Source organism: Myxococcus sp. MH1 (assembly GCF_059738865.1).
On record NZ_AP026947.1, the window covers coordinates 1710698 to 1737094 of the forward strand.

General features: G+C 71.1%; 26 protein-coding genes. 11 read left to right on the plus strand and 15 right to left on the minus strand.

Translation table 11 applies throughout. The features are described 5' to 3' along the window. Positions 1 to 4 precede the first annotated feature (4 nt). On the minus strand, positions 5 to 640 hold the full coding sequence (locus AC6JA9_RS07060) for a LysE family translocator (RefSeq protein ID WP_223746293.1): 636 nt from the start codon (positions 638 to 640) through the stop codon (positions 5 to 7). Positions 641 to 740: 100 nt separating this feature from the next. Between AC6JA9_RS07060 and AC6JA9_RS07065 the strand changes: the two genes are divergently transcribed. Continuing rightward, on the plus strand, positions 741 to 1697 hold the full coding sequence (locus AC6JA9_RS07065; RefSeq protein WP_223746294.1) for a helix-turn-helix transcriptional regulator: 957 nt from the start codon (positions 741 to 743) through the stop codon (positions 1695 to 1697). On the opposite strand, the gene AC6JA9_RS07070 is transcribed toward AC6JA9_RS07065, so the two are convergent. Together AC6JA9_RS07070 and trhA are read right to left on the minus strand one after the other, a co-directional pair. Next, the gene (locus tag AC6JA9_RS07070) at positions 1694 to 2218 is read right to left on the minus strand and encodes a CGNR zinc finger domain-containing protein (protein WP_248542229.1); all 525 of its coding nucleotides are present in this window, start codon (positions 2216 to 2218) and stop codon (positions 1694 to 1696) included. The two genes, AC6JA9_RS07065 and AC6JA9_RS07070, sit on opposite strands and share 4 nt — an antisense overlap. Before the next feature lie 310 nt (positions 2219 to 2528). Continuing rightward, positions 2529 to 3203: a PAQR family membrane homeostasis protein TrhA gene (gene trhA / locus AC6JA9_RS07075; protein ID WP_473566284.1), complete on the minus strand. Its 675-nt coding sequence runs from the start codon at positions 3201 to 3203 to the stop codon at positions 2529 to 2531. A gap of 433 nt (positions 3204 to 3636) precedes the next feature. On the opposite strand from trhA, the gene AC6JA9_RS07080 reads away from it, so the two are divergent. Next, positions 3637 to 4323: an STAS domain-containing protein gene (locus AC6JA9_RS07080; RefSeq protein ID WP_141328814.1), complete on the plus strand. Its 687-nt coding sequence runs from the start codon at positions 3637 to 3639 to the stop codon at positions 4321 to 4323. A gap of 34 nt (positions 4324 to 4357) precedes the next feature. Next, positions 4358 to 4954 (plus strand): hypothetical protein, encoded by a 597-nt coding sequence (locus AC6JA9_RS07085; RefSeq protein ID WP_267697799.1) that lies wholly within the window; start codon positions 4358 to 4360, stop codon positions 4952 to 4954. A 69-nt stretch (positions 4955 to 5023) separates the two neighbouring features. On the opposite strand, the gene AC6JA9_RS07090 is transcribed toward AC6JA9_RS07085, so the two are convergent. From AC6JA9_RS07090 to AC6JA9_RS07100, 3 genes are read right to left on the minus strand one after another with little or no spacing between them, the layout of a single operon-like run. Next, the gene (locus AC6JA9_RS07090; protein ID WP_223786110.1) at positions 5024 to 5680 is read right to left on the minus strand and encodes an IS630 family transposase; all 657 of its coding nucleotides are present in this window, start codon (positions 5678 to 5680) and stop codon (positions 5024 to 5026) included. Continuing rightward, the gene (locus AC6JA9_RS07095) at positions 5602 to 6138 is read right to left on the minus strand and encodes a helix-turn-helix domain-containing protein (protein WP_408889046.1); all 537 of its coding nucleotides are present in this window, start codon (positions 6136 to 6138) and stop codon (positions 5602 to 5604) included. Before AC6JA9_RS07095 ends, AC6JA9_RS07090 begins: the two co-directional genes overlap by 79 nt. A 37-nt stretch (positions 6139 to 6175) precedes the next feature. Continuing rightward, on the minus strand, positions 6176 to 6583 hold the full coding sequence (locus AC6JA9_RS07100; RefSeq protein WP_141328818.1) for a DoxX family protein: 408 nt from the start codon (positions 6581 to 6583) through the stop codon (positions 6176 to 6178). Positions 6584 to 6690: 107 nt separating this feature from the next. Here AC6JA9_RS07100 and AC6JA9_RS07105 point away from each other — a divergent pair, with 107 nt between their 5' ends. Beyond that, positions 6691 to 7116 carry a winged helix-turn-helix transcriptional regulator gene (locus tag AC6JA9_RS07105; RefSeq protein ID WP_408887966.1) on the plus strand — a complete coding sequence of 142 codons (426 nt, stop codon included), beginning with the start codon at positions 6691 to 6693 and terminating at the stop codon, positions 7114 to 7116. Positions 7117 to 7122: 6 nt separating this feature from the next. Here AC6JA9_RS07105 and radA read toward each other — a convergent pair whose 3' ends face one another. Further along, entirely contained in the window at positions 7123 to 8484 is a 1362-nt protein-coding gene (gene radA, locus AC6JA9_RS07110; RefSeq protein ID WP_223746299.1) for a DNA repair protein RadA, read from the minus strand. 225 nt (positions 8485 to 8709) lie between these two features. Between radA and AC6JA9_RS07115 the strand changes: the two genes are divergently transcribed. The 6 genes from AC6JA9_RS07115 to AC6JA9_RS07140 all read left to right on the plus strand — a co-directional run bounded on the left by AC6JA9_RS07115 (position 8710) and on the right by AC6JA9_RS07140 (position 14003). Then, a complete protein-coding gene (locus AC6JA9_RS07115) occupies positions 8710 to 8976 on the plus strand; it encodes a GlsB/YeaQ/YmgE family stress response membrane protein (RefSeq protein ID WP_141328824.1) in 267 nt (88 codons plus the stop codon). A gap of 173 nt (positions 8977 to 9149) precedes the next feature. Beyond that, the gene (gene bioB, locus AC6JA9_RS07120) at positions 9150 to 10178 is read left to right on the plus strand and encodes a biotin synthase BioB (RefSeq protein ID WP_497959319.1); all 1029 of its coding nucleotides are present in this window, start codon (positions 9150 to 9152) and stop codon (positions 10176 to 10178) included. A gap of 12 nt (positions 10179 to 10190) precedes the next feature. Continuing rightward, a complete protein-coding gene (gene bioF, locus AC6JA9_RS07125) occupies positions 10191 to 11384 on the plus strand; it encodes an 8-amino-7-oxononanoate synthase (RefSeq protein WP_497959320.1) in 1194 nt (397 codons plus the stop codon). Between the two features lie 365 nt (positions 11385 to 11749). Beyond that, positions 11750 to 12424 carry a dethiobiotin synthase gene (gene bioD / locus AC6JA9_RS07130; RefSeq protein ID WP_223784787.1) on the plus strand — a complete coding sequence of 225 codons (675 nt, stop codon included), beginning with the start codon at positions 11750 to 11752 and terminating at the stop codon, positions 12422 to 12424. 131 nt (positions 12425 to 12555) lie between these two features. Beyond that, complete coding sequence (locus AC6JA9_RS07135; protein WP_046711372.1) at positions 12556 to 12834, plus strand: hypothetical protein; 279 nt, start codon at positions 12556 to 12558, stop codon at positions 12832 to 12834. Beyond that, positions 12831 to 14003 (plus strand): pyridoxal phosphate-dependent aminotransferase, encoded by a 1173-nt coding sequence (locus AC6JA9_RS07140; protein ID WP_497959321.1) that lies wholly within the window; start codon positions 12831 to 12833, stop codon positions 14001 to 14003. Before AC6JA9_RS07135 ends, AC6JA9_RS07140 begins: the two co-directional genes overlap by 4 nt. A gap of 517 nt (positions 14004 to 14520) precedes the next feature. On the opposite strand, the gene AC6JA9_RS07145 is transcribed toward AC6JA9_RS07140, so the two are convergent. The 3 genes from AC6JA9_RS07145 to AC6JA9_RS07155 form a co-directional block, all read right to left on the minus strand. Continuing rightward, entirely contained in the window at positions 14521 to 15957 is a 1437-nt protein-coding gene (locus tag AC6JA9_RS07145) for an ABC transporter substrate-binding protein (RefSeq protein ID WP_473566295.1), read from the minus strand. Next, positions 15957 to 16775 (minus strand): tetratricopeptide repeat protein, encoded by an 819-nt coding sequence (locus AC6JA9_RS07150; protein WP_141328838.1) that lies wholly within the window; start codon positions 16773 to 16775, stop codon positions 15957 to 15959. Before AC6JA9_RS07150 ends, AC6JA9_RS07145 begins: the two co-directional genes overlap by 1 nt. Positions 16776 to 16924: 149 nt before the next feature. Further along, on the minus strand, positions 16925 to 18718 hold the full coding sequence (locus tag AC6JA9_RS07155; RefSeq protein ID WP_223746306.1) for a phosphoenolpyruvate carboxykinase (GTP): 1794 nt from the start codon (positions 18716 to 18718) through the stop codon (positions 16925 to 16927). 262 nt (positions 18719 to 18980) lie between these two features. On the opposite strand from AC6JA9_RS07155, the gene AC6JA9_RS07160 reads away from it, so the two are divergent. Continuing rightward, on the plus strand, positions 18981 to 20774 hold the full coding sequence (locus AC6JA9_RS07160; protein WP_223746307.1) for an SLC13 family permease: 1794 nt from the start codon (positions 18981 to 18983) through the stop codon (positions 20772 to 20774). A gap of 10 nt (positions 20775 to 20784) precedes the next feature. On the opposite strand, the gene AC6JA9_RS07165 is transcribed toward AC6JA9_RS07160, so the two are convergent. The 5 genes from AC6JA9_RS07165 to AC6JA9_RS07185 all read right to left on the minus strand — a co-directional run bounded on the left by AC6JA9_RS07165 (position 20785) and on the right by AC6JA9_RS07185 (position 26360). Further along, on the minus strand, positions 20785 to 21411 hold the full coding sequence (locus AC6JA9_RS07165; protein WP_223784791.1) for a MiaE family protein: 627 nt from the start codon (positions 21409 to 21411) through the stop codon (positions 20785 to 20787). Positions 21412 to 21453: 42 nt separating this feature from the next. Beyond that, positions 21454 to 22290, minus strand: coding sequence for a GNAT family N-acetyltransferase (locus AC6JA9_RS07170; protein ID WP_046711379.1), 837 nt, complete (start codon positions 22288 to 22290; stop codon positions 21454 to 21456). A gap of 27 nt (positions 22291 to 22317) precedes the next feature. Then, entirely contained in the window at positions 22318 to 22923 is a 606-nt protein-coding gene (locus AC6JA9_RS07175; RefSeq protein ID WP_223746310.1) for an AgmX/PglI C-terminal domain-containing protein, read from the minus strand. A gap of 206 nt (positions 22924 to 23129) precedes the next feature. Then, on the minus strand, positions 23130 to 24968 hold the full coding sequence (locus AC6JA9_RS07180) for a patatin-like phospholipase family protein (protein WP_497959322.1): 1839 nt from the start codon (positions 24966 to 24968) through the stop codon (positions 23130 to 23132). Between the two features lie 453 nt (positions 24969 to 25421). Next, positions 25422 to 26360 (minus strand): hypothetical protein, encoded by a 939-nt coding sequence (locus AC6JA9_RS07185; RefSeq protein WP_223746312.1) that lies wholly within the window; start codon positions 26358 to 26360, stop codon positions 25422 to 25424. Positions 26361 to 26397: the final 37 nt, after the last annotated feature.

Sequence of the window (26397 nt, forward strand, 5' to 3'; positions counted from 1 at the left end):
GGCTTCAGGTGCCGCGCCAGCCCTCGAGGGCGGTGACGACGGCGGCGAGCACCATGAGGCCTCCCACGGCCTGAGCCACGCGCGCGCTGGCGGAGGGACGTGACTCCAGCCAGCCGCGCGCGCGGTCCGCGACCAGGGTGATGGCGCCGTACACCGCGCCCTGGGTCAGCGCGATGATGGCCCCCAGGACCAGGGCCTGCAGCCACAGCGGCCCATACTCCTTCCGCAGGAACTGGGGGAAGACGGCGAGCATGAAGACGTAGGCCTTCGGGTTGAGCAGGTTGGTGAGCGCTCCCCGGCGGAACGTGGCCAGGGCGGAGCGCTGGCCGGCCTGCGAGGACGGGGAGAAGGTGGACGGGCTTCGCACCAGCGCCACCCCCATCCACGCCACGTAGAGCGCCCCCACCCAGAGCAGCACGTTGAACGCGGCGGGCATCACCGCGAGCAGCACCGCCACCCCCGTCGCCCCCACCGCCACGTGACACACGCCGCCGCAGATGATGCCGCCCACCGCGGCCAGCCCCGAGCGGCGTCCTCCCACCAGGGAGCTGGCCAGGACGAAGGCCATGTCCAGCCCGGGGAGGATGACGATTCCGGACACGAGCACGAAGAACAGCCAGAGGTGGGACGTCTGCGTCATGGGGGCGCCCTCCAGGGGAGCGGGGAGGGCGGCACCGTACGGAGCATGTAGGGCGGAATCGGCCCTGATTCGAGCGCCCCTGGCGTTAGGTTCCCGACCTATGTCCCGGCCCACCACGCGCGTGCTCACCGTGCTCGAGTTGCTGCAGACCCATGGGCGGATGAGCGGCTCGGAGCTGGCGCGGCGGCTGGAGGTGGACCGGCGCACCGTGCGCCGCTACATCCTGAAGTTGGAGGAGCTGGGCATCCCCATCACCGCCGAGCGCGGCAGGGACGGCGCCTACATGCTGGTGGCGGGCTTCAAGCTGCCGCCCATGATGTTCACCGAGGACGAGGTGCTGGCGCTGTCGGTGGGGCTGCTCGCCTCGCGCGGGCTGGGCCTGGCGGAGGCGGCCCCCGCGGTGGAGAGCGCCCAGGCGAAGCTGGAGCGGGTGATGCCCGCGACGCTGAAGCGGCGCGTGCGCTCCGTGGACGAGTCGGTGACTCTCGACATCTCCCGCGCCCGCGAGATGGCGGACAACACCGCGCTCGTCGCCCTGAGCTCCGCGGCCCAGCTGCGCAAGCGCGTGCGCCTGGGCTACCGGGGAGCGCGCGAGGAGGACACCGAGCGCGACTTCGACCCGTATGGCCTCGTCTGGCGCGGCGGGCGCTGGTACGCGGTGGGCGTCTGCCACCTGCGCGAGGATTTACGCACCTTCCGGTTGGACCGGGTGCGCGCGGTGCTCCCGCTCGACGTCCACTTCACGCGGCCGGACGGCTTCGACGCGCTGGCGCACGTGGAGGCCGCGGTGGCGTCGCTGCCGCGCGCGTTCGCCGTGGAGGTGCTGCTCGACACGGACCTGGCCCGGGCGCGCCAGCACCTGTTCGCCACGCTGGGCGTGCTGGAGGTGGTGCCCGGCGGCGTGCGGCTGTCGGGGCAGACGGATGACCTGGACTGGTTCGCGCGGGAGCTGTCGCGGCTGCCCTTCGCGTTCCACATCCAGCGCCCCGACGGGCTGCGCGCCGCGCTGGAGGCCCGCGCCCAAAAGCTGCTGGCCCTGGCGCGCGGGGGTGGCTAGCGGGCCTCCTGCCGCTGCCGACGCCGGAACTCGGCCACCTTGGCCTTGTTGCCGCAGCCGGACATGGAGCACCAGCGCCGCAAGCCCGAGCGCGAGGTGTCCACGAAGAGCAGGCCACAGTCGCGCTGCTCACACGTGCGCACGCGCTCCGCCAGCTCGCCGCCGAGCAGCTCCGCGCCGTCGCGCGCCACCGTCACCAACAGCCCCCGGATGTCCGCGCCCGCCCAGAACAGCCCGCGAGGCCCCAGCTGGGGCGCGGGCGGCGGCTCCGCGGCCCAGCGGTTGAGGATGGAGCGGTCCCTCGCGGAGAAGTTCTCCCCGCGAGCGCGGGCCAGGGCCAGCCGGTGGAGCGCCTCGCGCAGCTCGCGCGCCTGGGCCAGCTCCTCCGCCGTGGGCTCCTGCACCTGCGCCGCCAGTCCCGCGGCGATGAGCCACCGGCCCAGGTCCTTCGGCGTCTGGAGCAGCTCCTGGGGCGTGTCCTTCAGCCGCCCCGCCAGCGTCGCCGGCAGGTCCAGCGACACGCGCCCCGCCCGGAACGCGAAGCCGTCCCTTCGCTCTCCCTTGGAAATCGGCGGGGAGGGGGGAGCAGCGCGTTGCCTGGCGACCATGGAGAGACCTCGAGGAGGGGGGAACCGCAATGGCAAACTACCTGGAATGCGCGCCAACGCACGCGTGAAGTTGGTAACCCTTCCATGGGGTTTCATTCCGACGCATGCGTGGGTTTCACCCCGTGTCTGGCTTCGGAGCCAGGCGCGCGCGGGTCACTAGAGGAGATGCGCGAGGGCGCATGCACGCATCGTCCTGGTGCGGGCGCGCGCCGTCACCCCGTCGTCATCGGCTCCAGAGGAAGTCGACGAGCACGAGGTAGTGCGTGGAGGCGGCGGCGATGACCATGAGGTGGAAGACCTCGTGGTAGCCGAAGACGGCGGGGCTGGGGTCCGGCCACCGGCGCGCGTAGACGACGGCGCCCACCGCGTAGAGCAGGCCGCCCAGGAGGAGCCAGGTCGCGCGAGTCGAGCCCACCACCGAGGGCAGCCGCAGCATCACCGGGGCGGAGAGCGCGCCCAGGATGACGTAGAGCACCGAGCGCACGCCCCGCGTGCCGGAGATGCCGAAGAGCGACAGCCCCGCGCCCGTGAGCGCGCAGCCCCACATCACCCAGAGCAGGTGCCGCGTCCACGCGTCGGGTGCGTCCAGCGTGGCCAGCGGCGTGAAGGTCCCGGCGATGAGCAGGTAGATGGCGGCGTGGTCCATCCGCCGCAGGCGCTGGTACGCGGCCGGGCCCCAGGTGGGCACGTGGTAGGTGGCGCTGGTCCCGAACATCAGCACCAGCGACAGGCCGAAGACGCAGTCGGCGAAGTGCTGCAGGCCCTTGGCCGGCGCGAGCGCGAGCGCGATGAAGCCGCCCAACGCCGCGAGGAACGCGAGCGCGTGCGACACGCCTCGCAGCCGGGGCTTCACCTCCGCGACCACGGCGCGGAGCTCGGGAGGGACGATGGACGCCATGCCCCCTGTCCTAGTCACGCCCGGTCACCGGCGCGTCAGCGCCCCGGACATCCCGTCCACCCGTGGACGGCGGTCCCGCCCCGAGCGTCGACTGCTCCGCACTCGAAGGGCCCCGCGACGTCCAGGAGCCCACGCCGTGTCCATGGCTCCGACGCGAAGCGTTGCCCGTGCGCGCGGGCGGTCCGCGAGCGCTCGCCCGTCCGTCTGGGTTTGGGCCTTCGATTTGAGAGGAATTGGCCGCGCCCCGCCGGGCTGACAGCGCTTCCCAGGGAGTCTGTTCTCTCTCTGGAGAGGCGGGCTTTTCAATGTTTCATCCGGGTCGATGTCCACCCATTTGAAGCATTGAGAGGTTTTGGGCATACCCTGATGTGTCGAATCCGTTTCGGGCCGTCCAACGCCAACTCCCTCGTCCACGGCCCGGGCCTCATCGCCCATGAATCAGTCGCAACCGCAGGTCATCGAAATCAACCTCGAGCGTCTCGAGCGCATCCGGGACGTGCTGGCGATGATTTCGCTCGGGGAGTTCAACCCGGACGAGCATCTCATCGCGGTGGAGAACCATGACGTGTTCTCCTCGTTCGAGGACACCATCAACCTCTTCGCCCGCCAGCTCCACGCGTCCGTGCAGGAGAGCGAGCAGTCGATGCTCAAGCTCGACGCGGCCCGGCGCGAGCTGGAGGAGAAGCTCTCCACCATCGAGAAGCAGCGGCTGGCCATCCGCGACTTGTCCACGCCCATCATCGAGCTGTGGGAGGACGTGCTCACGCTGCCCATCGTCGGGGTGGTGGACACGCAGCGCTCGCTGGAGATGACCGAGCGGCTGCTCCACCGCATCTCCCAGGGCAAGGCCCGCTGCGCCATCATCGACATCACGGGCGTGGAGGTGGTGGACACCTCCACCGCGAACCACTTCGTGAAGATGGTGAACGCCGCCCGCCTGCTCGGCACCTACTGCGTGGTGACGGGCATCAGCCCGGTCATCGCCCAGACGCTCACGCAGATTGGCGTCGACCTGCGGGACGTGAAGACGCTCGGCAGCCTGCGTGACGGGCTGAAGGAGTGCTTCCTGTACCTGCGCAACCACACCGCCCACCGCGCCCTCGACGCGGGCGGCCGGTAGCCCTCCGAACCCTCTTTCCGGAACCCAGACTCACATGTCCCAAGTCACCCACGAGCCCGGCATCACCGTCACGGGCGCGAGCGTGGCCTCCATCGTGGAGGCCATCCAGTCGTTCACCGTCCTCGTCAACGCCCTGCTGGACGTGATGAAGGTCCCCGCGCGCGGGGCGGGCGCCGAGCGCGCCATCGACGTGACGGCCTGGTACCCGCTGGAGGACTACCTCCAGGCGTACCGGAAGATCGACTCCCTGCTGGGCGGGCGCGGCCTGGAGAAGGTCGGCTCGATGATTCCCAAGAACGCCGTGTTCCCCTCGGACATCACCGACATCCACAAGGGGCTCGCCTCCATCGACATCGCCTTCCACATGAACCACCGGAAGAACGGCCGGTCCATGTTCAATCCCCTCACGGGGGAGATGGCGGACGGCATCGGCCACTACTCGTACAGCGCGGTGCCCGGGAAGAACGAGGGCCACGTGGTGTGTGGCAATCCCTATCCGTGCCGGTTCGACCAGGGCCTCATCAAGGGCATGGCCCAGCGCTTCATGCCCCACGCCGTCGTCGCGCATGACCCGGACCAGGGCTGCCGTCAGAAGGGCGGCGCCTCCTGCACCTTCATCGTGACCTGGTAGCGGAAGGACACCTCCGCCGCGCCCCCGTCGGGAACGAGGGCGCGGCGGCTTGCGCATGGAGGACGCCGCCTAAGTAGGTCGCCAGAAGTTCTCTAACAAATCGCGTAGCCAGAAGCCCTCGGCGAGGCAGCCGGCCTTGCGGAGGGCGTCCCGTGCAGAAAGGCCCAGCACCCATCGGATGGCGGCGCCGACGTGCTGCTCGACCGTGGGGTACTGACGGTTGGCGGAAACGCGTTGCTTCAGGGAGCGCCACAAGTGGTCCATGCAGTTGAGTTCTGAGCGCTGCTTGGGCAACAGCAGCAGGTGGATTCCGAGGCGAGCGGCGAGCTGCTGGGACTTCTGGGCCGTGTGACAGCTGGCGCGGTCCAACACCAGCAGCAGAGGGCGACCGGGGTAGGCGGCACGCAGGGCGCGCAGAAAATCCATGAAGTCTTCGCGTCTGGCGCGCTGGGTTGCCAGCAGCACGCGCTTGCCGGTGCGAGGGTTGATGGCGCCCCACAGTGTGCGCTTGGCGTTCTCGCCTGTAATCGGCACCACGGCCTGCTCTCCCCTGGGGGCCCAGGCGGCGCGCAGCGGCGGAAACCACCGCAGCACCGTGCTGTCCATGACGAGCAGCACGGCCCGGGGGAACAGGCGTTTGAGCCGTTTCAGACGGCGGACAAGGCCCCCTTTTTCTGCCCTGGATGGGGCGCCGCCGTGGCGTACACGTACCGTGGCCGCTTCCACGCCAGGCCCGCCTCGTGCAGCCGGCGGCGCAGTGTACGGGGCGACACCTCGATGCCCTGTCGCTTCAGGTGCGTGCACAGCAGCGGCACCGTCCAGCCGTGGCTCGCCCAGGACTGCTTCTCTGGGCTGCCTCGGACGACTTCGCGCAGGCGCTCGGCCGTCAGGCGCGGCGCATTCCTCGGCCGCCCCTGCCGCGGGGCATCTCGCAGCGCTTCGGGGTCACGCTGCGCCAGATAGCGCTCCAGCCAGAAGTAGACGGCTGGCCGACTCAGGGCTGCCAGATGCGCAGCCTCGCCCGGGCCTTTGCCCTCTGCGAGGAGTCTCACTGCCAGTAGTCGACGGAAGTGGCGGGCGTCGCGCACGCTTCGCAGCGCATGCTCCAGCTTCCGCCTGTCCTCTGCTGTCAGCCCCAGTTCGGCAGGGCTCCTTGCCGGTCGCATGGTCCAGAAAATGCGCATGCGACCGGCATTTGTCTCGGAACTTCCGGCGACCTACTTAGTTCGGGCCGCGCAGGGGCAGCAGCGCCCGCACGCGCGCGTCCCTGAGGAACAGGCCGCCCCAGGCGATGACGCCCAGCAGCACGGGGATGAGGAACGAGTCCCCCTGCCGCACGTGCGTCACCGTGGCGCCGCCCAGGTAGCCCGTGACGAGGATGGCCCCCAGCACCGCCGTGCGCGGCACCGCGTAGAGCAGCGCCGAGAGCAGCTCCGCGATGCCGATGGGCACGAGCACCGACGCCGGGAAGCCCGACTTGGCGAAGCCCTCCACCACCTCCGGGGGCTGCCGCAGCTTCATGGACGCGCTGGCGACCAGCGCCAGCACGACGAGGCCGGAGAAGACCCGGCCCGTCCAGAGGGCCCAGGGTTTGGAGGCGGGGACGGCGGTGGTGGCGGCGGTCGTCATGGGGGGACGGCTCCTGATGGGAGTGGGTTCCGAAAGGTTCGTCGGTTACAACCCGTAACCGGCGCTCGTGTAACGGGGGCCCGTTTCGTCCGCAAGAAGGCACATCCATGTCACCACCTCCCGCCAAGCGTCCCCGCTCGAAGAATCCCCATGGCGCCACCGAGCCCTGTCTGGCCGTGCGCGACGTCCTCACGCGCGTGGGCGACAAGTGGAGCGTGCTCGTCGTGGGCAGCCTGGGAGACGGGCCGCTGCGCTTCAGTGACTTGAAGCGCGGCATCGAGGGCATCTCCCAGCGCATGCTGACGCTCACCCTCAGGGGGCTGGAGCGGGACGGGCTGGTGACGCGCACCCAGTACCCCACGGTGCCGCCTCGCGTGGAGTACGCGCTGACGCCCCTGGGGCACACGCTCTTGGACCCCGTCCAGGAACTGGCGAAGTGGGCGCTGCAGAGCCGCGCCGCCATCCAGACGGCCCGGGGCCGCTATGACAAGAAGCCCAAGCCACCTCCTCCGACGGGGCCCACGCGGAGGTAGGGCCCGTCAGTCGAACATGGCCCGGAGCGCGTCGCCCAGGGTCTCCACGCCCACCACGCGCAGCTTCGTGGCCTCCATGCGCCGGGCGCTGCCCGCGGGCATCACCACCCGCTTGAAGCCCATCTTCGCCGCCTCGATGAGCCGGGGTTCCACCTGGCCCACCGCGCGCACCTCACCCGCCAGGCCCACCTCGCCCAGCACCAGCGTGTGCGGGTCCAGCGGCCGGTTCTGCAGGCTGCTCACCAGCGCCGCGCAGACAGCCAGGTCGCACGCGGGCTCGTTGAGCTGCATGCCGCCCGCGACGTTGACGAACAAGTCACACCCGACGAGGGGAATCTCCTCCTTCTTCTCCAGCACGGCGGCGAGCAGGGCCACGCGGTTGCTGTCCACGCCGATGGCGGTGCGCCGCGCGGTGCCGTAGCCGGTGGGGGCCACCAAGGCCTGCACCTCCACCAGGAGGGGGCGGGTGCCGTTGAGCGTGCTGGTGACGACGCTGCCGGACTTGCCCGCGGGGCGCTCCGACAGGAAGAGGGCGGACGGGTCCGAGACCTCCACCAAGCCCGCGCCCTTCATCTCGAAGACGCCAATCTCGTTGGTGGAGCCGAAGCGGTTCTTGTGCGCGCGCAGGATTCGGAACGGGTGGCCGCGCTCGCCCTCGAAGTAGAGCACGGTGTCCACCATGTGCTCGAGCACGCGGGGGCCCGCGATGGAGCCCTCCTTCGTCACGTGGCCCACGATGAAGGTGGGCACCCCCGTGCGCTTGGCGTAGGCCATCAGCCGCCCGGCCACCTCGCGCACCTGGGTGATGCTGCCCGGCGCGTTGCCCAACTCCGGCAGGTACATGGTCTGGATGGAGTCCACCACCAGCGCGCGCGGCTGGAGCGATTCGGCGGCGGCCAGCACCCGCTCCGCGTCCGTCTCCGCGAACAGGTGGATGGAGTCGCCCTCCACGCGCAGCCGCTCGGCGCGCATCTTCGTCTGGCGCAGGCTCTCCTCGCCGGAGACGTAGAGCACCGCGCCCTGGCGCGCGAGCCGGTCCAGGGCCGCGAGCAGCAGCGTGGACTTGCCGATGCCCGGGTCGCCGCCCAACAGGACGACGGAGCCCGCCACCACGCCGCCGCCCAGCACCCGGTCGAACTCGGCGATGCCGGTGCGCTGGCGCACCTCCGCGTCCCCGCTGACGTCCTTGAGCAGCATGGGCTTCGCCGCGCCGCCCGAGGCGCCCCAGGCCGGGCGCTTCTCGTCCTGCTTCGCCCCGGCTTCCTCCAGGAGCGAGCTCCATGCGCCACAGTCCGGGCACTTCCCCAGCCACTTCGCCGTCTGGTACCCGCACGCCTGGCAGGTGTAGTGCGTCTTCGCCTTCGCCATGGGTCGGGTGTGTATCGCACTACCCTGACGTCGCCACGGGCGGACGAGCAGGCACGTCTGGAGAGCAGGCAGGCTTGGTGTCAAGACCCATGCCGTCGAGTTGTACGTTGGGGAGGGGCGACCCAGCTTCATTCCCACGGGCGGCGCGATGGGCGCTGACCCTCGCACAAGCCGGGTGGGCGCCACACCGTGCGCCCTCTTCACCACTCACTGTGAGGTCGTGTCATGGGGATCATCGCTTTCCTGGTCATCGGTCTTCTCGCCGGTCTTCTCGCTCGGGCCCTGATGCCCGGCAACCAGTCCATGGGTCTGGTGGCCACGACGCTGCTGGGTATCGTCGGCTCCTTCGTGGGTGGCTTCATCGGCTCGCTGTTCCGCAGCGACGGCCGCGTCTTCGACCTGCACCCGTCCGGTCTGCTGTTCTCCGTCCTGGGCGCGCTCCTGGTCCTGTTCCTGGTGGGACTCGCCGGCCGGCGCCGCGTCCACGTCTGACGTGTGCCCGCATGACATGAAGGGTGGAAGGCCGGCGCTCCAGGGGTCTCCTCGGGCGCCGGTCGTCCGTTCGGGGGTGGGAGGGAAGTCGTCAACCTGTTCTCGCTGAGTGGTTGACAAGTCCGCGCCGCCCGCGCACGTTCGCGCTCCTCTTGCCGTCTGTCGAGGAGCCCATGTCCGACGCCGCCACCGAGTCCTTCCACGGCCATGCCCACCACGCCGAGCCCGCTCCGGAGGGAGTGGCGGTGCGGCACGACTGGACGCTGGCCGAGGTGCGGGCCGTCTACGCGCTGCCGCTGTTGGACCTGGTCCATCGGGCGCAGACGGTGCACCGCGCGGTGTTCCAGGACAACAAGGTGCAGCTGTGCTCGCTGTTGTCCATCAAGACGGGCGGGTGCTCGGAGGACTGCGCGTACTGCCCGCAGGCGGCGCGCTACAAGACGGGCGTCAAGGCGGAGAAGCTGATGGCGGTGCCGGAGGTGCTGGCCGCCGCCCGGAAGGCCCGCTCCGCGGGGGCCACGCGCTTCTGCATGGGGGCCGCGTGGCGCGAGGTGAAGGACGGCCCGCAGTTCGACAGCGTGCTGGAGATGGTGCGGGGCGTGCGCGAGCTGGGGATGGAGGCGTGCGCCACGCTCGGCATGCTGACGGACAGCCAGGCCAAGCGCCTGAAGGACGCGGGGCTGTCCGCGTACAACCACAACCTGGATACGTCCGCCGAGCACTACGGGGACATCATCTCCACGCGCCTGTATGAAGATCGGCTGCGCACGCTGGGGCGGGTGCGGGACGCGGGCATCTCCGTGTGCTGCGGCGGCATCATCGGCCTGGGCGAGTCGGTGGATGATCGCTGCAACCTGCTGCGCACGCTGGCCAATCAGGATCACCACCCGGAGTCGGTGCCCATCAACGCGCTGGTGGCGGTGGAGGGCACGCCGCTGGCGGAGCAGCCCCGGGTGGAGACGGTGGACATGGTGCGCACCATCGCCACCGCGCGCATCCTGATGCCCCAGTCGATGGTGCGGCTGTCGGCGGGCCGGCAGCAGATGAACGAGGAGGCGCAGCTTTTGTGCATGATGGCGGGCGCGAACTCGCTGTTCTTCGGCGAGAAGCTCTTGACCACGGGCAACCCCGAGTACACCCAGGACATGGCGCTCCTGGAGAAGGCCGGCATCCGTCCGCTGGAGCCCCGGCAGGACCGGTAGGGTGAGTGGGCCGTGAGTGATTCGACGCGCGACGTGGCCTCGGAGTGGGCGCGCGAGGAGGTGTCGGCGCTGCAGGCGCGGGGACTCCGGCGGGGGCTGGAGCCCCTGGACTCGGCGCAGGGGCCGGTGGTGACGGTGGGGGGCGAGACGCTCGTCAACTTCTCGTCCAATGACTACCTGGGGCTCGCGGCGTCCTCGGCGGTGAGGGCGGCGGCGATGGCCGCGGTGGAGCGCTACGGCGTCGGCACGGGCGCGAGCCGGCTGGTGGTGGGCGACACCCTGGCGCATCACCGGCTGGAGGCGCGGCTCGCGGCGTTCGAGCGGGCGGAGGCGGTGCTGCTGTTCAACAGCGGCTACGCGGCGAACACGGGCATCCTCCCCGCGCTGGTGGGGCCGGGGGACGCGGTGTTCTCGGACGCGCTGAACCATGCGTCCCTGGTGGATGGGTGCAGGCTGTCGCGCGCGAAGGTCGTCGTGTACCCGCACGCGGACGTGGAGGCGCTCACGGAGGCGCTCGCGTCGACGACGGCGCGGCGCAAGCTGGTCGTCACGGACACGGTGTTCTCCATGGATGGGGACGTGGCGCCGCTGCGTGCAATCGTGGAGGCGTGTGAGGCGCACGGCGCCGCGCTGATGGTGGACGAGGCGCACGCGACGGGGGTGCTCGGCGCGCGGGGCGCGGGGCTGTGCGAGGAGCTGGGGCTGGAGTCGCGGGTGGCGCTGCGGATGGGGACGTTGAGCAAGGCGCTGGGAGGGCAGGGGGCCTACGTGGCCACGTCGCGCGTGGTGGTGGACCTGCTCACGAGCCGGGCGCGGCCGTTCATCTTCTCCACGGCCTTGCCGGCGGCGCTGTGCGCGGCGGCGGAGGTGGCGGTGGACGCGGTGGAGAAGGATGTGGAGCTGCGCGAGCGGCTGTGGCGCAACATCCGCCGCTTCGCGGAGGGGCTGCGGGGCATGGGCCTGCGCGCGGAGGCTCGCAGCGCGGTGTTCCCGGTCATCCTGGGCGAGCCCGGGCGCGCGCTGGACGCGGCGAGGCGGCTGCGCGAGGCGGGGGTGCTGGTGAAGGCCATCCGTCCGCCCACGGTGCCCGAGGGGACGAGCCGGCTGCGCTTCTGCCTGTCGGCGGGCCATACGCTCGGGCACGTGGACCTCGCGCTCGAGGCGCTGCGGCACGTGGGCGTGCATGACCGTGGCACGTCGTGGTGAGGGCCTCGCCTCACGTATACGGAGCACGGCCCGTCAGCAGAGTGGCATGTGCGACGAGCGGATGCTTCTCGGACCGGCGCCTGGGCCTCGCCACACGCCCATGGATGGCGCAGTGTCATGCGCGAGGAGCGGACGCTTCTCGGACTGGAGCCTGGGCCTCACCACACGCCGAGGGAAGGCGCGGCGTCATGCGCGAGGCGCGGACGCTTCTTGGGCAGGCGCTAGCTCCTCGCCTCACGCTTCGGAAGCGCGCGGCGCGCCCGCGAACCAGACGCCCTCGTCATTCTGTACGTCGCGCGAGCGTGCCTCGGTCCGCGGCGGCCTTCGCGCGAAGGCCCGGGGATGATCCACGGAGACAACACCGCATGAGCCGACCGTTCCAGATTTTCGTCACCGGCACGGACACGGGGGTGGGCAAGACGCAGGCCTCGCGCGCGCTCCTGTCCCTCCTCGCCGACGCGGGCCTGTCGCCCCAGGGCTTCAAGCCCTATGAGTCCGGCTGCGCCTCCCTGCGCGCCCCCGCCGACGCGCTCTCGCTGCGAGAGGCCGCCGGCAGCACGCTCCCGCTGGATGTCCTGTGTCCGCACCGCTTCCGCCTGCCCGTGGCCCCGGGCGTGGCCGCCGCGCGCCTGGGCCGCGAGCCGGACTGGAAGACCACCCTGTCGGCCTGGAGGCAGCTGAAGGGCGGCCCCGCCGTGGTGGAGGGCGCCGGGGGGCTCTTCGTCCCGCTCGACTCGCGCCACGACGTCATCGACCTCATCCAGACGCTGCGGCTGCCCGTGCTGCTGGTGGCGCGCGCGGGCCTGGGCACGCTCAACCACACCGCGCTGTCCCTCCAGGCGCTCGCCGCCCGGCGCATCCCCGTGCGCGCCGTGCTGCTCTCGCGGAGCACCTCCACCCGTGACGTCTCCGAGCGCGACAACCGCGCGCTACTGCAGGCGCGCCACGGTGTTCCCGTGCTCGGGCCGGTGCCGTTCGAGCCCGACGCGCGACGTCGGCACGCCGCGTTCCGGCGCGCCCTGCGTCCTCTGATGCCGTGAGCGCCGGGGCCGAGAATTCGGCCTCCCGCGCGTTCGGCCGGACAGACGGGTGCTACAGGTCGCGCAAGTTTTCGGGTGACGCGGCCGTGAAATGGACGGGCCGATTTTTCCGCGCGAGAAAGCCGTCACGAATGGCGGACATCATCGACCTCACGTTCCTCGCGGACGTCCGACGCTTCTTCCACAAGCTCATCGACCAGAGGGGGCTGTCCTACTTCCTCCAGAAGGACGGGGCTCGGCTGTTCCACATCGAGCCCACCAAGGTGGAGCTCGTCCTCCGTACCGCCCTGCGAGCCAGGGACCCGGAGCTTCCCAGGCCTCATGAGAAGGCCATCGAGCACTGCCGCAAGGAAGTGCGTCGCGAGCTCATCCGCCGCGTCGCCAACGCCATGCTGCAGACGGGGCTGTGAGCCGCTTCTCCCTCCGCTCGGACTTCTCCCGCACCCCGAATCCACTGGCGGAAGCGCTCGCCGGGCTCCGCGCCCAGGGCCTCCCCCCACTGGACCTCACGGCTTCAAACCCCACCCGCGTGGGGCTCCCGGCGCCCGACGCTGGAGTGCTCCACCCTCCCGGCGCCTTCGACTATGCGCCGGAAGCACTCGGCCTCCCCTCGGCTCGCGAGGCGGTGGCCGGGTACCTCCGCTCCCGGGGCACCGCCGTCTCCCCGGAGCACCTGGTGCTCAGCGCGAGCACCAGCGAGTCCTACGGCTGGCTCTTCAAGCTCCTGTGCGAGCCGGGTGACGACGTCCTCGTCCCCGCGCCCTGCTACCCCCTCTTCGAGCACCTGGCGCGTCTGGAGGCCGTCCAGACGCGCTCCTACCGCCTTCCGCTCGCGCACGGCTTCGGCCTGGACGCGGGCGAGGTGGAGGCGGCCCTCGGCCCGCGCACCCGCGCCGTGCTCATCATCAACCCCGGCAACCCCACCGGCCACTTCCTGCACGAGGGCGAGCTCTCCGCGCTCGCCGACGTCTGCGCGCGCCACCAACTGGCCCTCATCAGCGACGAGGTGTTCGCCGATTACGCCTGGGCCCCGGCGCCCGGCCGCGTGACGACGGTGGCCGGCCGCGCGCTCCCCATGCCCACCTTCAGCCTGTCCGGCCTGTCCAAGGTGGCGGGCCTGCCCGGCCTGAAGCTTGGGTGGATGCACGTGGGCGGGCCCGAGGCCGCGCGCGACGAGGCCCTGGCCCGCCTGGAGTGGGTGGCCGACACGTACCTGTCCGTGGCCACGCCCGTGCAGCTCGCGCTGCCCCGACTGCTCGCCCATGCGCCCGTGTTCCAGGCGGCGCTGCTCGAGCGCGTGCGCGCCAACCGCGAGCACCTCCTGCGGGCCCGCCCCCCGGGCGCGACGTGGGACGTGCTGCCCGCGCACGGCGGCTGGAGCGCGGTGCTGCGCATTCCGAGGGAGCCCGGCGAGGAGGCCACGTGCCTCGCGCTGCTGGAGGCGGGGGTGCTCGTCCAGCCCGGCTACTTCTACGACTTCGGCGGGGGCGCGTTCCTGGTGCTCTCGCTGCTCTCCCCGCCCGAGGACTTCCTCGCCGCCCTGGCGCCGCTGACGCGGGTGCTCGGGGCGACGGGGTAGCACGCTCCCTCGGCTGGGGGAGCGCTCCTTCCAGGCACCGGCGCTTCTTCAGTCCTCGGCCGGAGCGATGAGCTCCACCGTCCTGACGCGGGTGCTCGGGGCGGCGGGGAAGAGCGCGCCCTCGGCTGCGGGAGCGCTCCTTTCACGCACCGGCGCTTCTTCAGTTCGCGACCGGAGCGATGAACTCCACCGTCCATCGCCGCCCTGACGCGGGTGCTCGGGGCGACGGGGTAGCGCGCTCCCTCGGATGAGGGGGCGCTCCTTCAGCCCAGGCTTCTTCAGTCCACGGCCGGAGCGATGAACTCCACCGTCCATCGCCGCCCTGACCCGGGTGCTCGGGGCGACGGGGGCGCACGCTCCCTCGGCTGCGGGAGCGCTCCTTCCACGCACCGGCGCTTTCAGTCCGCGGCCGGAGCGATGAGTTCCACCGTCCATCGCTGCCCTGACGCGGGTGCTCGGGGCGGCGGGGTAGAGCGCTCCCCCGACCGAGGGAGCGCTCCTTCAACCCGGGGATGCTTCAGTCCGCGGCCGGAGCGATGAGCTCCACCGTCTGGAAGGCGCCGTCGACAATCTGGAACAGCTCGTACTCGGACGGCGCCTCGCCCGTGGCATCGAAGTCCAGCGGGCCGCTGGCGCCCTGCACGTTGATGAACTTGCCCGCGCTGATTTCGCCGCGCGCCTCGGTGAAGCGGCTGAAGCCCAGCGCGTAGGTGGTGGCCGGGGTGGCCGGAGGCGGCGTCACCTTGGCCAGTCCCTGGGCGATGCGGTCGCCGGTGATGGGCTGCGGGTTGTTGACCTCCGCGCCCGCCGCGTACGCCGCGCCCAGCGCCACCAGGTACATCGAGTCGTACGCGTGCGCCGTGAAGGAGAACTGGCCCGGGTCCGTGCCGTTGTAGGCCGTGCGGAAGCGCTCCTTGAACGTCGTGTAGACCGCGTCACCCGGGCGCGCCTGCGCGGGCGCCGTGCCGTAGGCGCCCTCGACGATGCCCTTCGAGGTGCCCAGCGACGTGATGAGGTTCGAGTCCTTGCTCGCGTCCGTGAAGAAGTAGCGCTGGCTGGTGCGGCCCTGGGCGGCGGCCTGGGTGATGATCTTCGCGTTGTCCTCGGAGAAGCCCATCATCACCGCGATGCTCGGCGCCGGGTTGGCCGCCAGGTGCGTCACGGCCGCGCTGACGTCGCCGTTGCGCGCGTAGAACGCGGAGGAGGGCGTCCGGCCGTTGCTCACCCGGCCGAGCACGGTGTCGAACAGGCCCTGACCGTAGGCGTCGTTCACGTAGACCAGGCTCACCGTGGTGGTGTCGGCGAAGGGGCGCTGGTCCCCGCTCACCGCGCGCACGTTGCTGACGAGGTCCGCGATGATGCGGCCCTGCAGCCGGTCCGACGGCGCCGTGCGCCACACCAGGCCCGCCTCACCGGACGCCGCCGTCTTGTCGCTCAGCGTGGCGATGTCGGGGCTGGTCGCCGTGTGCGTCATCAAGAGCACGTTGCGCGGAATGGTGATGGTGCTGATGGCGATGGTCTGCGCGCTGCCCGAGGAGAAGATGGCGGGCACGCCGCGCTCCGTCACCAGCCACTCGGCCTGCTCGCGGGCCCGGGCGGGCTCCGAGCGCGTGTCGCAGATGAGCAGGTTGAACCGCCGGCCGCCCACGCCCTCGCGCTGGTTGATCTCCTCCATCGCCAGCTTGAGCGCGTTGAGCGCCTGCCGCTCCGACACGTCCTCGCCGGTGGACGTCGTCAGGGGCAGCGCCGCGCCCAGGATGATGGGGTTGCCCGTGGTGGGGCCCACGATTTCGCCGCAGCCCTCCGGCTGGGGCAGGCAGAAGCCGCCCGCGGAGCAGACCTGGTTGGTGTCGCAGTCCGCGCTGGTCTCGCACTCGTCGAGCCCGCCCGCGGTGGTGAAGCTGCAGCCGGCCAGGAGCGCCGCGCAGCACGACATGAGTCGCAGGGTCTTCATCAGAAGCTGACCTCCAGACCCGCGCCGGTGCCACGAGGCGCCAGGGTCATCCGGACCTCGCCTTCCGCCGGGGGGCCGTCTTTCGGATACAGGATGATGGCGGTGATGGCGCCGGCCAGGCCCACGCCGAAGCCGATGTCCGCGAGCAGCGCCTTGGTCTTCGTGTTGTCCGCGAAGGTCTGCTTGGTGTCCTCGGTGCGCGCCGCGTCGAACTTCTCGCGCTCGTCGCGCGCCTGCAGGCCGAACAGCACGCCCGCGCCCACGCCCAGCACCGCCACGCCGCCCACCGCGTAGGCGGCGATCTTCTGGCGCTGGTAGGACTTGATGGCCCGGTCCAGCTCCGCCTGGCGCTGGCGCAGGTTCTCCTCCTCGGCGCGCTGCGCGGCGAGCTGCTCCTCCTCCGCGCGCTTCTTCGCCGCCTCCGCCTCGCCCTGCAGCTTCAGCCGCTCGGCCTCCGCGGTGGCCTGGGCCTGGTTCTCCTTGTCGAGCAAGAGCCGCAGCTTGTCGATGCTGCGCGCGCTGCGCTTGAGCAGCGCCGGGTCCGTGCCCTCGGTGTTGCCCACGTATTGCTGGTACCAGGAGAGCGCCTCGCGCAGATCCCCGGCGTTCTCCAGCGCCACGGCGATGTTGAAGATGAGCCGCGGGTTGGGCTGGGCCTCGTGGGCCTTCTTCAGCGCGTCCGCTGCCTCCTGGTACTTGCCGGCTTGATACAGCCGCTCGCCTTCCTTGATGAGGGCCGCTGGATTCTTGGCGCGCTGGGCGAACGCCACCGGGGGCGACAGCGCGAGGGCCGCCGACAATACGAAGACCAGTCTCATGATGAGCACGAGACTAGCGCGCCTTCGGCCCCGGGGCGAAGAGGGTGACCTCACACCTCGTGAAACGAGGTCGGGGCCGCTTCCACCCCCAGACTGGGAGAGGGAGCGACCCCGACGGGTGCTTCAAGGCGCTACAGCCGACGGGCGCCTCAGTGCTCCAGGCGCGAAATCAAGAGCTTGCGCTGGAGCATGAGCGCCTCCGGCGCCTTGGTGCCCAGCTGCTCGAAGAACACCTCCTGGCTCTTGAGCTCGGTCTTCCACTCGTCCTCCTTGATGGAGGTGGCCTCGGCGACGGCGTCCGCCGACATGTCCAGGCCCTTGAGGTTGAGGCCCTCGTCCTGACGGGGCACCCAGCCCAGCAGCGTCTCCTTGGTGGGGACGCGGCCGTGCACGCGGTTCACCACCCACTCCAGCACGCGCATGTTCTCGCCGAAGCCCGGCCACAGGAACTTGCCGTCCTTGTCCTGACGGAACCAGTTCACCTGGAAGATCTTGGGCAGCTGCGGAATGGTCTTCTGCATGTCCAGCCAGTGCTGGAGGTAGTCGCCCATGTGGTAGCCGCAGAAGGGCAGCATGGCCATGGGGTCGCGGCGCACGACGCCGACCTTGCCCGTGGCCGCCGCCGTCGTCTCGCTGCCCATGGTGGCGCCCAGGAACACGCCGTGGGTCCAGTTGAAGGCCTGGAGCACCAGGGGGACGGTGCTGGAGCGACGGCCGCCGAAGATGAGCGCGGAGATGGGCACGCCCATCGGATCATTCGCCTTGGGGCTGAGCACCGGGTTGTTGGACATGGGCGCGGTGAAGCGGCTGTTCGGGTGCGCCGCCTTCTCCGTGCTGCCCTTCTTCCAGGGCCGGCCCTGCCAGTCGATGAGCTCCTCGGGGACCTCGCCGTCCTTGCCCTCCCACCACACGTCACCATCCGGCGTCAGCGCCACGTTGGTGAACAGCGTGTCCTTGGAGATGGTCTCCATGGCGTTGGGGTTGGTCTTGTTGTTGGTGCCCGGGACGACGCCGAAGTAGCCGGCCTCCGGGTTGATGGCGTACAGCCGGCCGTCCGGGCCCGGGCGCATCCAGGCGATGTCGTCGCCCACCGTTTCGATCTTCCAGCCCTTGTACTCGGCGGGCGGAATCATCATCGCGAAGTTCGTCTTGCCGCACGCGGACGGGAAGGCGGCGGCGACGTAGGTCGTCTCGCCCTTGGGGCTCGTCACCCCGAGGATGAGCATGTGCTCGGCCAGCCACCCCTCCTCGCGGCCCAGGAAGCTGCCGATGCGCAGCGCCAGGCATTTCTTCCCCAGCAGCACGTTGCCGCCATATCCCGAGCCGAAGCTCCAGATGGTGTTGTCGTGCGGGAAGTGGCAGATGTAGCGGCGGTCCGGGTTGACGTCGCCCGTGCTGTGCAGGCCGCGGTTGAAGTCGTCGCTGTCGCCCAGCATGTCCAGCGCCTGCTGACCCATGCGCGCCATGATGCGCATGTTCAGCACCACGTAGATGCTGTCGGTCAGCTCCACGCCAATCTTCGTGAAGGGGCTGCCGATGGGGCCCATGGCGTAGGGCACCACGTACATGGTGCGGCCCTTCATGCTGCCGGCGAAGAGCTGGCCCAGCTTGTGGTACGCCTCGTCCGGCTCCATCCAGTTGTTGGTGGGGCCCGCCTCCGCCTTGTTCGGCGTGCAGATGAACGTGAGGTGCTCCACGCGCGCCACGTCGTTCGGGTTGGAGCGGTGCAGGTAGCAGCCGGGCCGCTTCTGCTGGTTCAGCGGGATGAGGATGCCCTCACTCACCGCCTGCTCCGTCATCCGCTTCTTCTCGGACTCGGAGCCATCGCACCAGACAATGCTGTCCGGCTGGGTCATCTTGGCCATCTCGGCCACCCAGGCCAGCAGCGTGGGGTTGTTCGTGGGGGCCTTGGAGCCCTCCGCCGCCACTTGCGTCGAAGCCATGGAAGTTTCCTTGTGTTCTCTCAAGATAGGGGCTCCCCGTCCTGGTGAAGTAGGGCACGGCCCCTACCAGCGGGAGAGACGACAAAACTTCTGGAAGGGGCGCCTAAAAGCAACTGGCGTCCGACGATGCCCCGCCCCACCAGGCACAATCTCCTAATTCCTCTTATCAGCGCTCGGTCATCTAGTAGTTGACGACACAGTGCGGCAGGGGCTCGCCGCCCCGGCGGACAGGGCACAAGTTGGCGGCCCCCACTGGTTTTCCATGACCATCGCCATCGTCCTGGCCGTCGTTCTCATCGCGCTGGTTCTGTTCACCATCGATAGCATCCCCATCGAGGTCAGCTCGCTGGTGGTGGTGTGCCTGTTGGCGCTGACGGGGGTGCTGACGCCCCGGCAGGCCTTCGAGGGCTTCAGCAACGACACCGTCATCTTCATCTTCACGCTGCTGGCGATGACGCAGGGGCTGGCGTCGACGGGCGTGGTGCAGCTGGTCGGGCAGCGGCTGGCCTTCTTCGCGCGCTTCGGCCACCAGACCTTCGTCCTGGCGATGATGGTGGTGGTGGCGGTGTTCTCGTCCGTCATCTCCAACACGGTGACGACGGCGGCCTTCCTGCCGGTGGCCATCGGCGCGGCGAACCGGGCGAAGGTGCCCAAGAGCAAGGTGCTCCTGCCCCTGGCGTACGCGTCGATGCTGGGCGGCATGGTGTTCCTCTACGGCACGTCCACCAACCTGGTGATGTCCGCGGCGCTCGAGCGCATGGGGATGCGGCCCATTGGCGTGGCGGAGCTGGCGCCGGTGGGGCTGCCGGTGGCGGTCATCGGCATCCTCGTCGTGGTGCTGCTCGGGCCGCTCCTGCTGCCCTCGCGGGTGGGCAAGGGGAGCGCGGACGAGTGGACGCTGCGCGACTACCTGACGGAGGCGGTGCTGCCCGCGGGCTCGCGCTACCTGGGCAAGCCGCTGGCCGAAATCACGGAAGGGCTGGGCCTGCGCGTCATCGGGCTGCTCCGCGACGGGAAGGCCACGTCGGCCACGCCCACGCAGGTGCTGAGCGGCGACGAGCGGCTGCTGGTCGAGGGCTCGCGCGAGGACATCCTCCGGGTGAAGGACCTGCAGGGCATCGAAATCCGTCCGGACCTGCGGCACGCGGACGAGGCGCAGCTCGACGAGGACACGGCGCTGGTGGAGGCCGCGGTACCGCCGGGCAGCCCGCTGGTGGGGCGCAGCCTGAAGGAGGCGCTCTTCGTGGAGCGCTACGGCCTGGTGGCGCTGGCCCTGCACCGCCACCCGAGCCTCCAGCGCGTCACCAAGCTCCAGCTGTTGGGCCGCACCTTCGGCGAGCGGCGTCTGTCGCTGCTGCCCCTGGCGGTGGGGGACGTGCTGCTCTTGCGCGGACCCCGCGAGAAGGCGGCGGAGCTGGCGGACGGGCTGAGCCTGACGGTGCTGAGCGGCCACGAGTACCAGCCGCCGCGCTACGGCAAGGCGCTGCTCGCGGTGGTGCTGTTCCTGTGCGCGCTCGCGGCGGGCTCGCTGGACATCCTGCCGCTGTCGGTGGCGGGGCTCACCGGCATGCTGGCGATGATCGCCACCGGCTGCATGGACGCGCGCAAGGCGTTCCGGGTGGACTGGCGGGTGGTGCTGCTCATCGGCTCCATGATGGCGCTGGGGCTGGCCATGGAGGTGAGCGGGGCGGGGAAGTTCCTGGGTCAGCGGGTGGCGGAGCTGGGGGACTTCGGCGGGCCGCGCACGGTGCTGGTGGCGCTGATGCTGCTCACCATCGTCCTGTCCGCGCCCATGTCCAACCAGGCCGCGGCGCTGGTGGTGCTGCCGGTGGCCGTGAACGCGGCGGCGCAGCTGGGCGTGGACGTGCGCCCCTTCGCCATCGGCGTGACGCTGGCGGCCAGCTGCTCGTTCATCACGCCGCTGGAGCCCAGCTGCGTGCTGGTCTACGGCCCCGGGCACTACCGCTTCACGGACTTCTTCCGGCTGGGCACGCCGCTCACCCTGCTGCTCGTGGTGGTGCTGACGGTGGCGGTGCCGTGGGTGTGGCCCTTCTGAGGCGAGGGCGTCAGTGGATGGCCGCGCGCACGCCGATGTCCTCGAGCACCCGCGCCTCGTGGTCGAGCATCCACTCCATCCGCTCGCGCACGGGCGCGTCGTCGCCTCCGGACGCGGTGACGGCCAGCCGGAAGAACAGCGACTGGTGGCCATCCTCGGACTGGGCCAGCTCCCCGTAGAAGCGCGCGAGCGCCGGGTCCGTCAGCCCCTCGGCGAGCAGTGACAGCCGCTCACAGGAGCGCGCCTCGATGATGGCGGCGACGAGCAGCCTGTCGGTGCGCCGCTCGGCGGCCGGGGTGCGCACCAGCTTCTGCAGGCCTTGGGCGTACGGGTCCCCGGCGTCCTTGGTGAGCGTGAGCCCCCGGGCCTCCATGAGGTCGAGCACGCGGGCCAGGTGCGCGCTCTCCTCGCGCGCCAGCCGGGCCATCTGCGCGGGCAGCCCCGGCAGGTCCGGGTAGGCCTGCAGGAGCGACAGCGCGTTGGCGGCGGCCTTCTTCTCGCAGTGGGCGTGGTCCACCAGCACGGCGTCGAAGTGCTCGAGCGCCAGCGGGAGCCAGCGCGGGTCCGTGGCCGAGTGGAGGATGACGGGGCCCTCTCCGGAGAGGGGGCGGCGGGAAGGCGTGGGACGGCTGCTCATGGAGGGCGCGGACTGTACGGCATCGCGCCCGGCCTGGGCGAGCTACTCCACCAGCACCAGCCGCCACGTGCGGCCGGCCAGGTAGCCGACCTTCCGGGCGATGCGGGCGGTGCTCTCGTCGCGCTCGTCGATGCGCATCGTCAGCCGCGGCAGCGAGGACAAGAGGTGCCGGGAAATCTGTCCCAGGCACAGCGTGGCGTGGCCCTTCTGGCGCTCGGAGGGCAGGGTGTAGAGGCCCTCCAGCTCCGCGCCGTACTGGGAGCGGCTGCCGATGTCGACCTTGAGCACCAGCGCGTCGTTCTCCTCCAGCACGTAGGTGCGCTTCTGGCGCACGCGCTGGACGACGCGGGCCTCGTAGCCCCGGGGGTCCTCGGAGAGCGGGTCTCGCTCCATGGCCTCGCGCACGTAGCCCTGCGCCAGCGGCAGCAGGCGGGGCAGGTCCTCCTCGCGCGCGAGCCGCAGGAGCGGGTTGGTGAAGGGGCCCAGGTCATCCGCGGACACGCTGAACAGCCGCTGCGTGCGCGACAGCCGGGGCTTTCCGGGGGACAGGCTGCGCAGGAGCGCGTCCACCGAGGACTTGTCGCCCACCGCGGCCTTCAGGCTCAGCGAGGAGGCCAGCGCGTCCGCGATGACGCTCGTGGCGCTCGCGTCGCTGGCGCTGGGCACCACCAGGCCGCCTTCTCCGCCCACGAAGACGGCGGCCGTCAGCAGCTTGTTGTCGAAGCGGCCGTAGAAGGCGAAGGGGATGCGGCCCCGGGCGGCGATGCCGAACTCCTCCAGCAACCCCAAGAGGTAGAGGTTGTGGACCGGGTCCTTCGAGAGCAACGCCCGCAGGGCGTCCGCGTCCTGGGGGCCGAGCTGTTCGACGGAGACGGGCATTGAGGTGGGGTTGGGGGCCTTGCGACCTTACTCCAACGGTACGCGGAACTCGAAGGGGTACACCACCGTCGCCCGGCCCCCTCGGGACGGGGTCTTGAACCCGATGTCCAGCAGCGAGTCCACCACGCACGCCTGCACCATCGGGTCCGGGATGGTGCTCGCCAGCACTTCGCCCTTGTCCATCCGCCCCTCGCCCTCGCCGCGTGACTCCAGGTTGAAGCGCAGCTTCACGGCTTGTGGGCCCCGGTTTCGCTGTGCGGCATCCTGGAAACATTGCTGCACGAGCGGAGTCACCGCCTTGAGGGCGGCCTCGATGTCCTCGGGGCGGAAGTCGCCGTGGATTTCCTCGAGGGTGAACTCGCTCTGGATGACGCGGCGCTTGTCGGGCTGCTCGGGGACGGGCACCTCGGACTGAGGCGAGGGGAAGGCGGGGGGCGGCACCACGGGCGGCGGGGTGAGGCGGGGCGGCGGCGTGGGGGCCGGCGGGGGCGCCTGGGCGATGGGCTCCTCGGGCGGTGGCGGCGGCGGGGAGGTGGGTTGGGTGAGCCAGTAGGCCAGGGCGGCCAGGAGCAGGAGGAGGCTCAGGCAGACCAGGGGCAGGGCGAGCCAGCGGGTGGTGGAGCTCTGGGACATGGCGCACTCGGGTGAAGCGGGCGCGCGAGGATATGCCGACGCCGGTGCTCCGTGGGGCCCGCATGGCGCGGAGGCTGGCCGGGGAGCCCGGGGCTCGTGGCGACAGGAGCGGCGGTGGCCTGGGCGCTGAGGCCCCTCGTGGCGACAGGGGGCTCATGGCGACGGGAGCCGGGGCGCGGAGGGCGGCCCCGGCTCTCCTGGAGACTTCAATCGCAGGAGCGCTGGTCGGGCTTGCCGTCGGTGCACTGGCCCATCGGGGCGAAGCGCGACTCGGCCTCGGTGACGACGTCGTCGACGGGGCGGGCGCACTCGTTCTGGGCGAGCGTGCCGCGCACCTCGAACAGGCGCAGCACCTCGGCGCAGCGCTGCTGGAAGGACTTCACGCCCTCCTTGAAGAGCGGGCGCATGACCTGCGGCGAGAACGCGTAGCCGCTGGCGGTGGCGAGCTGCGACTCGGGCCGGAACATCCACGACGAGCGCCAACTGGACGCGACCTGCTCGAAGCGGGCGGGGCCCAGCCACATGCTGGTGGCGGCCTGGAGCGAGCGCGGCTCGGTGGGGACGAAGCCGGTGCCGGTGCGGCGGCAGTAGGGCTCCACCGCGGTGGGGTCCTCCACCTGGGCGAGCCGCAGCGCGCAGACGTTGTACTCGGCGAAGCGGCGGCCCACGGCGGCGAGCTCCGCCTGCTGCACCTCGCCCACGCGCGGCTGGGCGACGAACAGGTCGATGGTGCGCATCAGCGTGGTGACGGCGTTGTCCGGGGCCGGCACGGGCGTGGACTCGAGGTTGCCGGTGGAGATGACCAGCACGCGCTCGGCGCCGCGCTGCACGGCCTGGAGCACGGGCAGGCCCGAGCGCACGCCGCCATCCAGGAAGGTGCCCGTGTGGCGGCCCTTGCTGGAGGGAATCCAGGGGACGGGCTCGGCGAGCACGGGCTCGACGATGGAGGCGAGCACGGCGTTGATGAGGCCGTCCACGCGCTGCGCCTCGGTGGCGGTGCGCGGGAAGTCCGCGGGGTCCTGGTCGCTGACGCCGTGGACGTCACCGGTCTCGAAGTCCACGGAGACGGAGACCAGCTCCGTGCCGTTGGTGAGCTGCGCGGGGACGACCATGGCGCGCAGCTTGTTCTCGATGCCGTCGAAGCGGACCAGTCCCTTGAGGTCCGAGGCAATCTTCCAGACCCACGTCGAGTTGACGCAGTACAGGTCCGACTCCACCGAGCACGTGTAGTTGCCCAGGAGCACGTCGCGGGCCTTCTGCTCGTACCCGGGCGTGTGGAACAGGTCCACGAGCGTGCTGATGAGCGCGCCGGTGCTGGAGCCCGCGGCCAGGTCGATGCGCGCGTCGCCGCAGCCCTCGGGCTCGGGCTTGCCGCGGCACTGCTCGAGCACGCCGAGCAGGCGCCACAGGATGCCCGCGCTGAAGGCTCCGTTGGCGCCGCCGCCGCTGAGGACGATGGCGTTGGAGGGGCGCCCCAGCTTGCGGCTCCAGCGGCGGGCGCTCACGTACTGCGCGGCGGACTCGGCGCCCTCGCGCAGGCCCTGGTTGAGCAGGCTGGGGTTCACTGGGTCCGAAAGCGAGTCACCCAGCGCGGCGAGCGACGCGGCGATGCCCATCGCGTTGCCGAGGAAGCGCTGCGCGTCGACCTCCGCGGCGGTGGGCGCCGTGGGGTTGACGCTCCGGGGTTGGGTGGGCAGGCCCCAGATGCCGCCGGGGACGGTGGCGCGCAGGAAGGCGTCGTAGCAGGTGGCGTTGCTGCCGCCGGCGTGGGCGCGCAGGCACTCCACCTGCTCGACGATGGGGCGGGGGGCGCTGCCGAGGGCGGACATCCACTTCGCGACCTCGGCGGGGTCGGCGTAGGCGTCGACCAGGTGGGAGCGCGTCAGGCGGCCCACGCGCTCGCGGAAGGAGGGGGGAAGGGGAGGCGTCTTCGGCTCCGAGGGCTCGTTGAGCGCCTCGAGGATGTAGCCGGTGCGCAGGAAGCAGCCGCCACTGAGGGTGGCGAGCAGCACGAGACACAGCAGGGACGTCCGACTTCGGTTCACGAGCTTCCCCCGTCATGGAGCGTGACTGGGGGCCTGGAGGTGTGAGGGCGCCCCCTGATGACGACTCGCGAGCAGGTTACCGCAGGAGGCCCACGGGGCAGCGCGTCGTCGTGCGGGGGACGGCGCATCGTGCGGTGCCTGGTGGACGCGAGCGACGCCCTGGCGTGGAGCGATGAACATCTCAACCCCGCGCCATTCCGGAGCGCGGACCGGCCGAGGGGCGGCGCGAGCGAGTCGTGCTCCGTGTGGCGCGGGTGCGCGCGAGGGCCCGCCGACCGACTTCGCGGGGGCCCTGCGTCACGCGACGCTCCGTCGGGCACGGTTCGCCGCCGTCAGGGCCTTGTGCGGGGCGAGCGCGCCTGGGGCTCGCTCTCGTGGCTGGATGGGGACGACGCGAGGCCCACCCCCGTGAAGGAGTGGGCCTCGCGTGTGCCGCAAGGGCGCTTCGTTGCCTTACGGATACACCTCACGGCGGGTCGTCGTTCCCGGCGTGGAGATGGCGCCCTCGGCGTAGACGCGCTGGCGCTTGCTCACGCCCAGGCCCGCGCCGAGCACGGAGGCGATGAGGCCCAGCAGCAGCGCGCCGAAGATGCCCCAGAAGACGCGGCCGGACTTGTCCGCGGCCACGAGCGCGCCCTGCTGCACCTGCTGGCCGACCTGGCCGACCTTCGTCTTGGCGGCATCGATCTGCACCTGCACGCGGTTGGCGACGTCCTCCGAGTCCTGCCGCGACAGGCGCGTGTTCTCCGCGATGGAGCTGACGAGCAGCTCGCGGTCCACGTTGCCCGTGCGCACGCCGGTGGTGACGATGTCCTTCGTCGCGGCCTCGAGCTGGTTGGCGGTGATGGCCGGCTTGCCCTCGGCGCGCAGCCGCTCGTTCACCGGACCGAGCGCGTCGTTGGCGTCGAGGCCGAAGGCGTTGGCGACCTGGTCACCCTGGGAGGCCGCGCCCGCGACGGCGGCGCCCGTGGCACCCACCACGCCGGTGGCGGTGCGCACCGCGGTGCCGACGATGGTGGAGATGACCATGCCCATGAGGGCAACGCCCGCGATGGTCGTCAGCCCCCACATCACGGCGCCGTGCATCGCGCCGCCGCCCTTGTCCACCACGCCCGCGGTGCGGGCGGCGACGAAGCCTCCCGCGAAGAGGGCGATGAGCGGAGCGATGAGGCCCCAGATGCCGGTGCCGATGCCCGCCGAGCGTGCACTGCCTGGGTTGCTCGGGTCGACGGACGACAGTCCGAGCGCGAGGCCCAGGGAGTACAGGAGGATGAGCACGCCGAGCGCGACGAAGGTGCCGCCGAGGATGGCGCCCCAGCTGAGCTTGAAGGGCGTTCCCGCGCTGGCGGAGATGACGCCGGGTTTCTCTCTTTCCACGATGGTTGTTGCCATGGGCCGGGCCTCCTGCCGCGGTGAGCACCCCTGAAGC

What these genes read in the sequence shown, in the direction of transcription:
- AC6JA9_RS07060 (WP_223746293.1), bottom strand. Translation starts at nt 640, where the DNA reads ATGACGCAGACGTCCCACCTCTGGCTGTTCTTCGTGCTCGTGTCCGGA.
- AC6JA9_RS07065 (WP_223746294.1), top strand. Translation starts at nt 741, where the DNA reads ATGTCCCGGCCCACCACGCGCGTGCTCACCGTGCTCGAGTTGCTGCAG.
- trhA (WP_473566284.1), bottom strand. Translation starts at nt 3,203, where the DNA reads ATGGCGTCCATCGTCCCTCCCGAGCTCCGCGCCGTGGTCGCGGAGGTG.
- AC6JA9_RS07080 (WP_141328814.1), top strand. Translation starts at nt 3,637, where the DNA reads ATGAATCAGTCGCAACCGCAGGTCATCGAAATCAACCTCGAGCGTCTC.
- AC6JA9_RS07085 (WP_267697799.1), top strand. Translation starts at nt 4,358, where the DNA reads ATGTCCCAAGTCACCCACGAGCCCGGCATCACCGTCACGGGCGCGAGC.
- AC6JA9_RS07095 (WP_408889046.1), bottom strand. Translation starts at nt 6,138, where the DNA reads ATGCGCATTTTCTGGACCATGCGACCGGCAAGGAGCCCTGCCGAACTG.
- AC6JA9_RS07100 (WP_141328818.1), bottom strand. Translation starts at nt 6,583, where the DNA reads ATGACGACCGCCGCCACCACCGCCGTCCCCGCCTCCAAACCCTGGGCC.
- AC6JA9_RS07105 (WP_408887966.1), top strand. Translation starts at nt 6,691, where the DNA reads ATGTCACCACCTCCCGCCAAGCGTCCCCGCTCGAAGAATCCCCATGGC.
- radA (WP_223746299.1), bottom strand. Translation starts at nt 8,484, where the DNA reads ATGGCGAAGGCGAAGACGCACTACACCTGCCAGGCGTGCGGGTACCAG.
- AC6JA9_RS07115 (WP_141328824.1), top strand. Translation starts at nt 8,710, where the DNA reads ATGGGGATCATCGCTTTCCTGGTCATCGGTCTTCTCGCCGGTCTTCTC.
- bioB (WP_497959319.1), top strand. Translation starts at nt 9,150, where the DNA reads ATGTCCGACGCCGCCACCGAGTCCTTCCACGGCCATGCCCACCACGCC.
- bioD (WP_223784787.1), top strand. Translation starts at nt 11,750, where the DNA reads ATGAGCCGACCGTTCCAGATTTTCGTCACCGGCACGGACACGGGGGTG.
- AC6JA9_RS07135 (WP_046711372.1), top strand. Translation starts at nt 12,556, where the DNA reads ATGGCGGACATCATCGACCTCACGTTCCTCGCGGACGTCCGACGCTTC.
- AC6JA9_RS07145 (WP_473566295.1), bottom strand. Translation starts at nt 15,957, where the DNA reads ATGAAGACCCTGCGACTCATGTCGTGCTGCGCGGCGCTCCTGGCCGGC.
- AC6JA9_RS07150 (WP_141328838.1), bottom strand. Translation starts at nt 16,775, where the DNA reads ATGAGACTGGTCTTCGTATTGTCGGCGGCCCTCGCGCTGTCGCCCCCG.
- AC6JA9_RS07155 (WP_223746306.1), bottom strand. Translation starts at nt 18,718, where the DNA reads ATGGCTTCGACGCAAGTGGCGGCGGAGGGCTCCAAGGCCCCCACGAAC.
- AC6JA9_RS07160 (WP_223746307.1), top strand. Translation starts at nt 18,981, where the DNA reads ATGACCATCGCCATCGTCCTGGCCGTCGTTCTCATCGCGCTGGTTCTG.
- AC6JA9_RS07165 (WP_223784791.1), bottom strand. Translation starts at nt 21,411, where the DNA reads ATGAGCAGCCGTCCCACGCCTTCCCGCCGCCCCCTCTCCGGAGAGGGC.
- AC6JA9_RS07170 (WP_046711379.1), bottom strand. Translation starts at nt 22,290, where the DNA reads ATGCCCGTCTCCGTCGAACAGCTCGGCCCCCAGGACGCGGACGCCCTG.
- AC6JA9_RS07175 (WP_223746310.1), bottom strand. Translation starts at nt 22,923, where the DNA reads ATGTCCCAGAGCTCCACCACCCGCTGGCTCGCCCTGCCCCTGGTCTGC.
- AC6JA9_RS07185 (WP_223746312.1), bottom strand. Translation starts at nt 26,360, where the DNA reads ATGGCAACAACCATCGTGGAAAGAGAGAAACCCGGCGTCATCTCCGCC.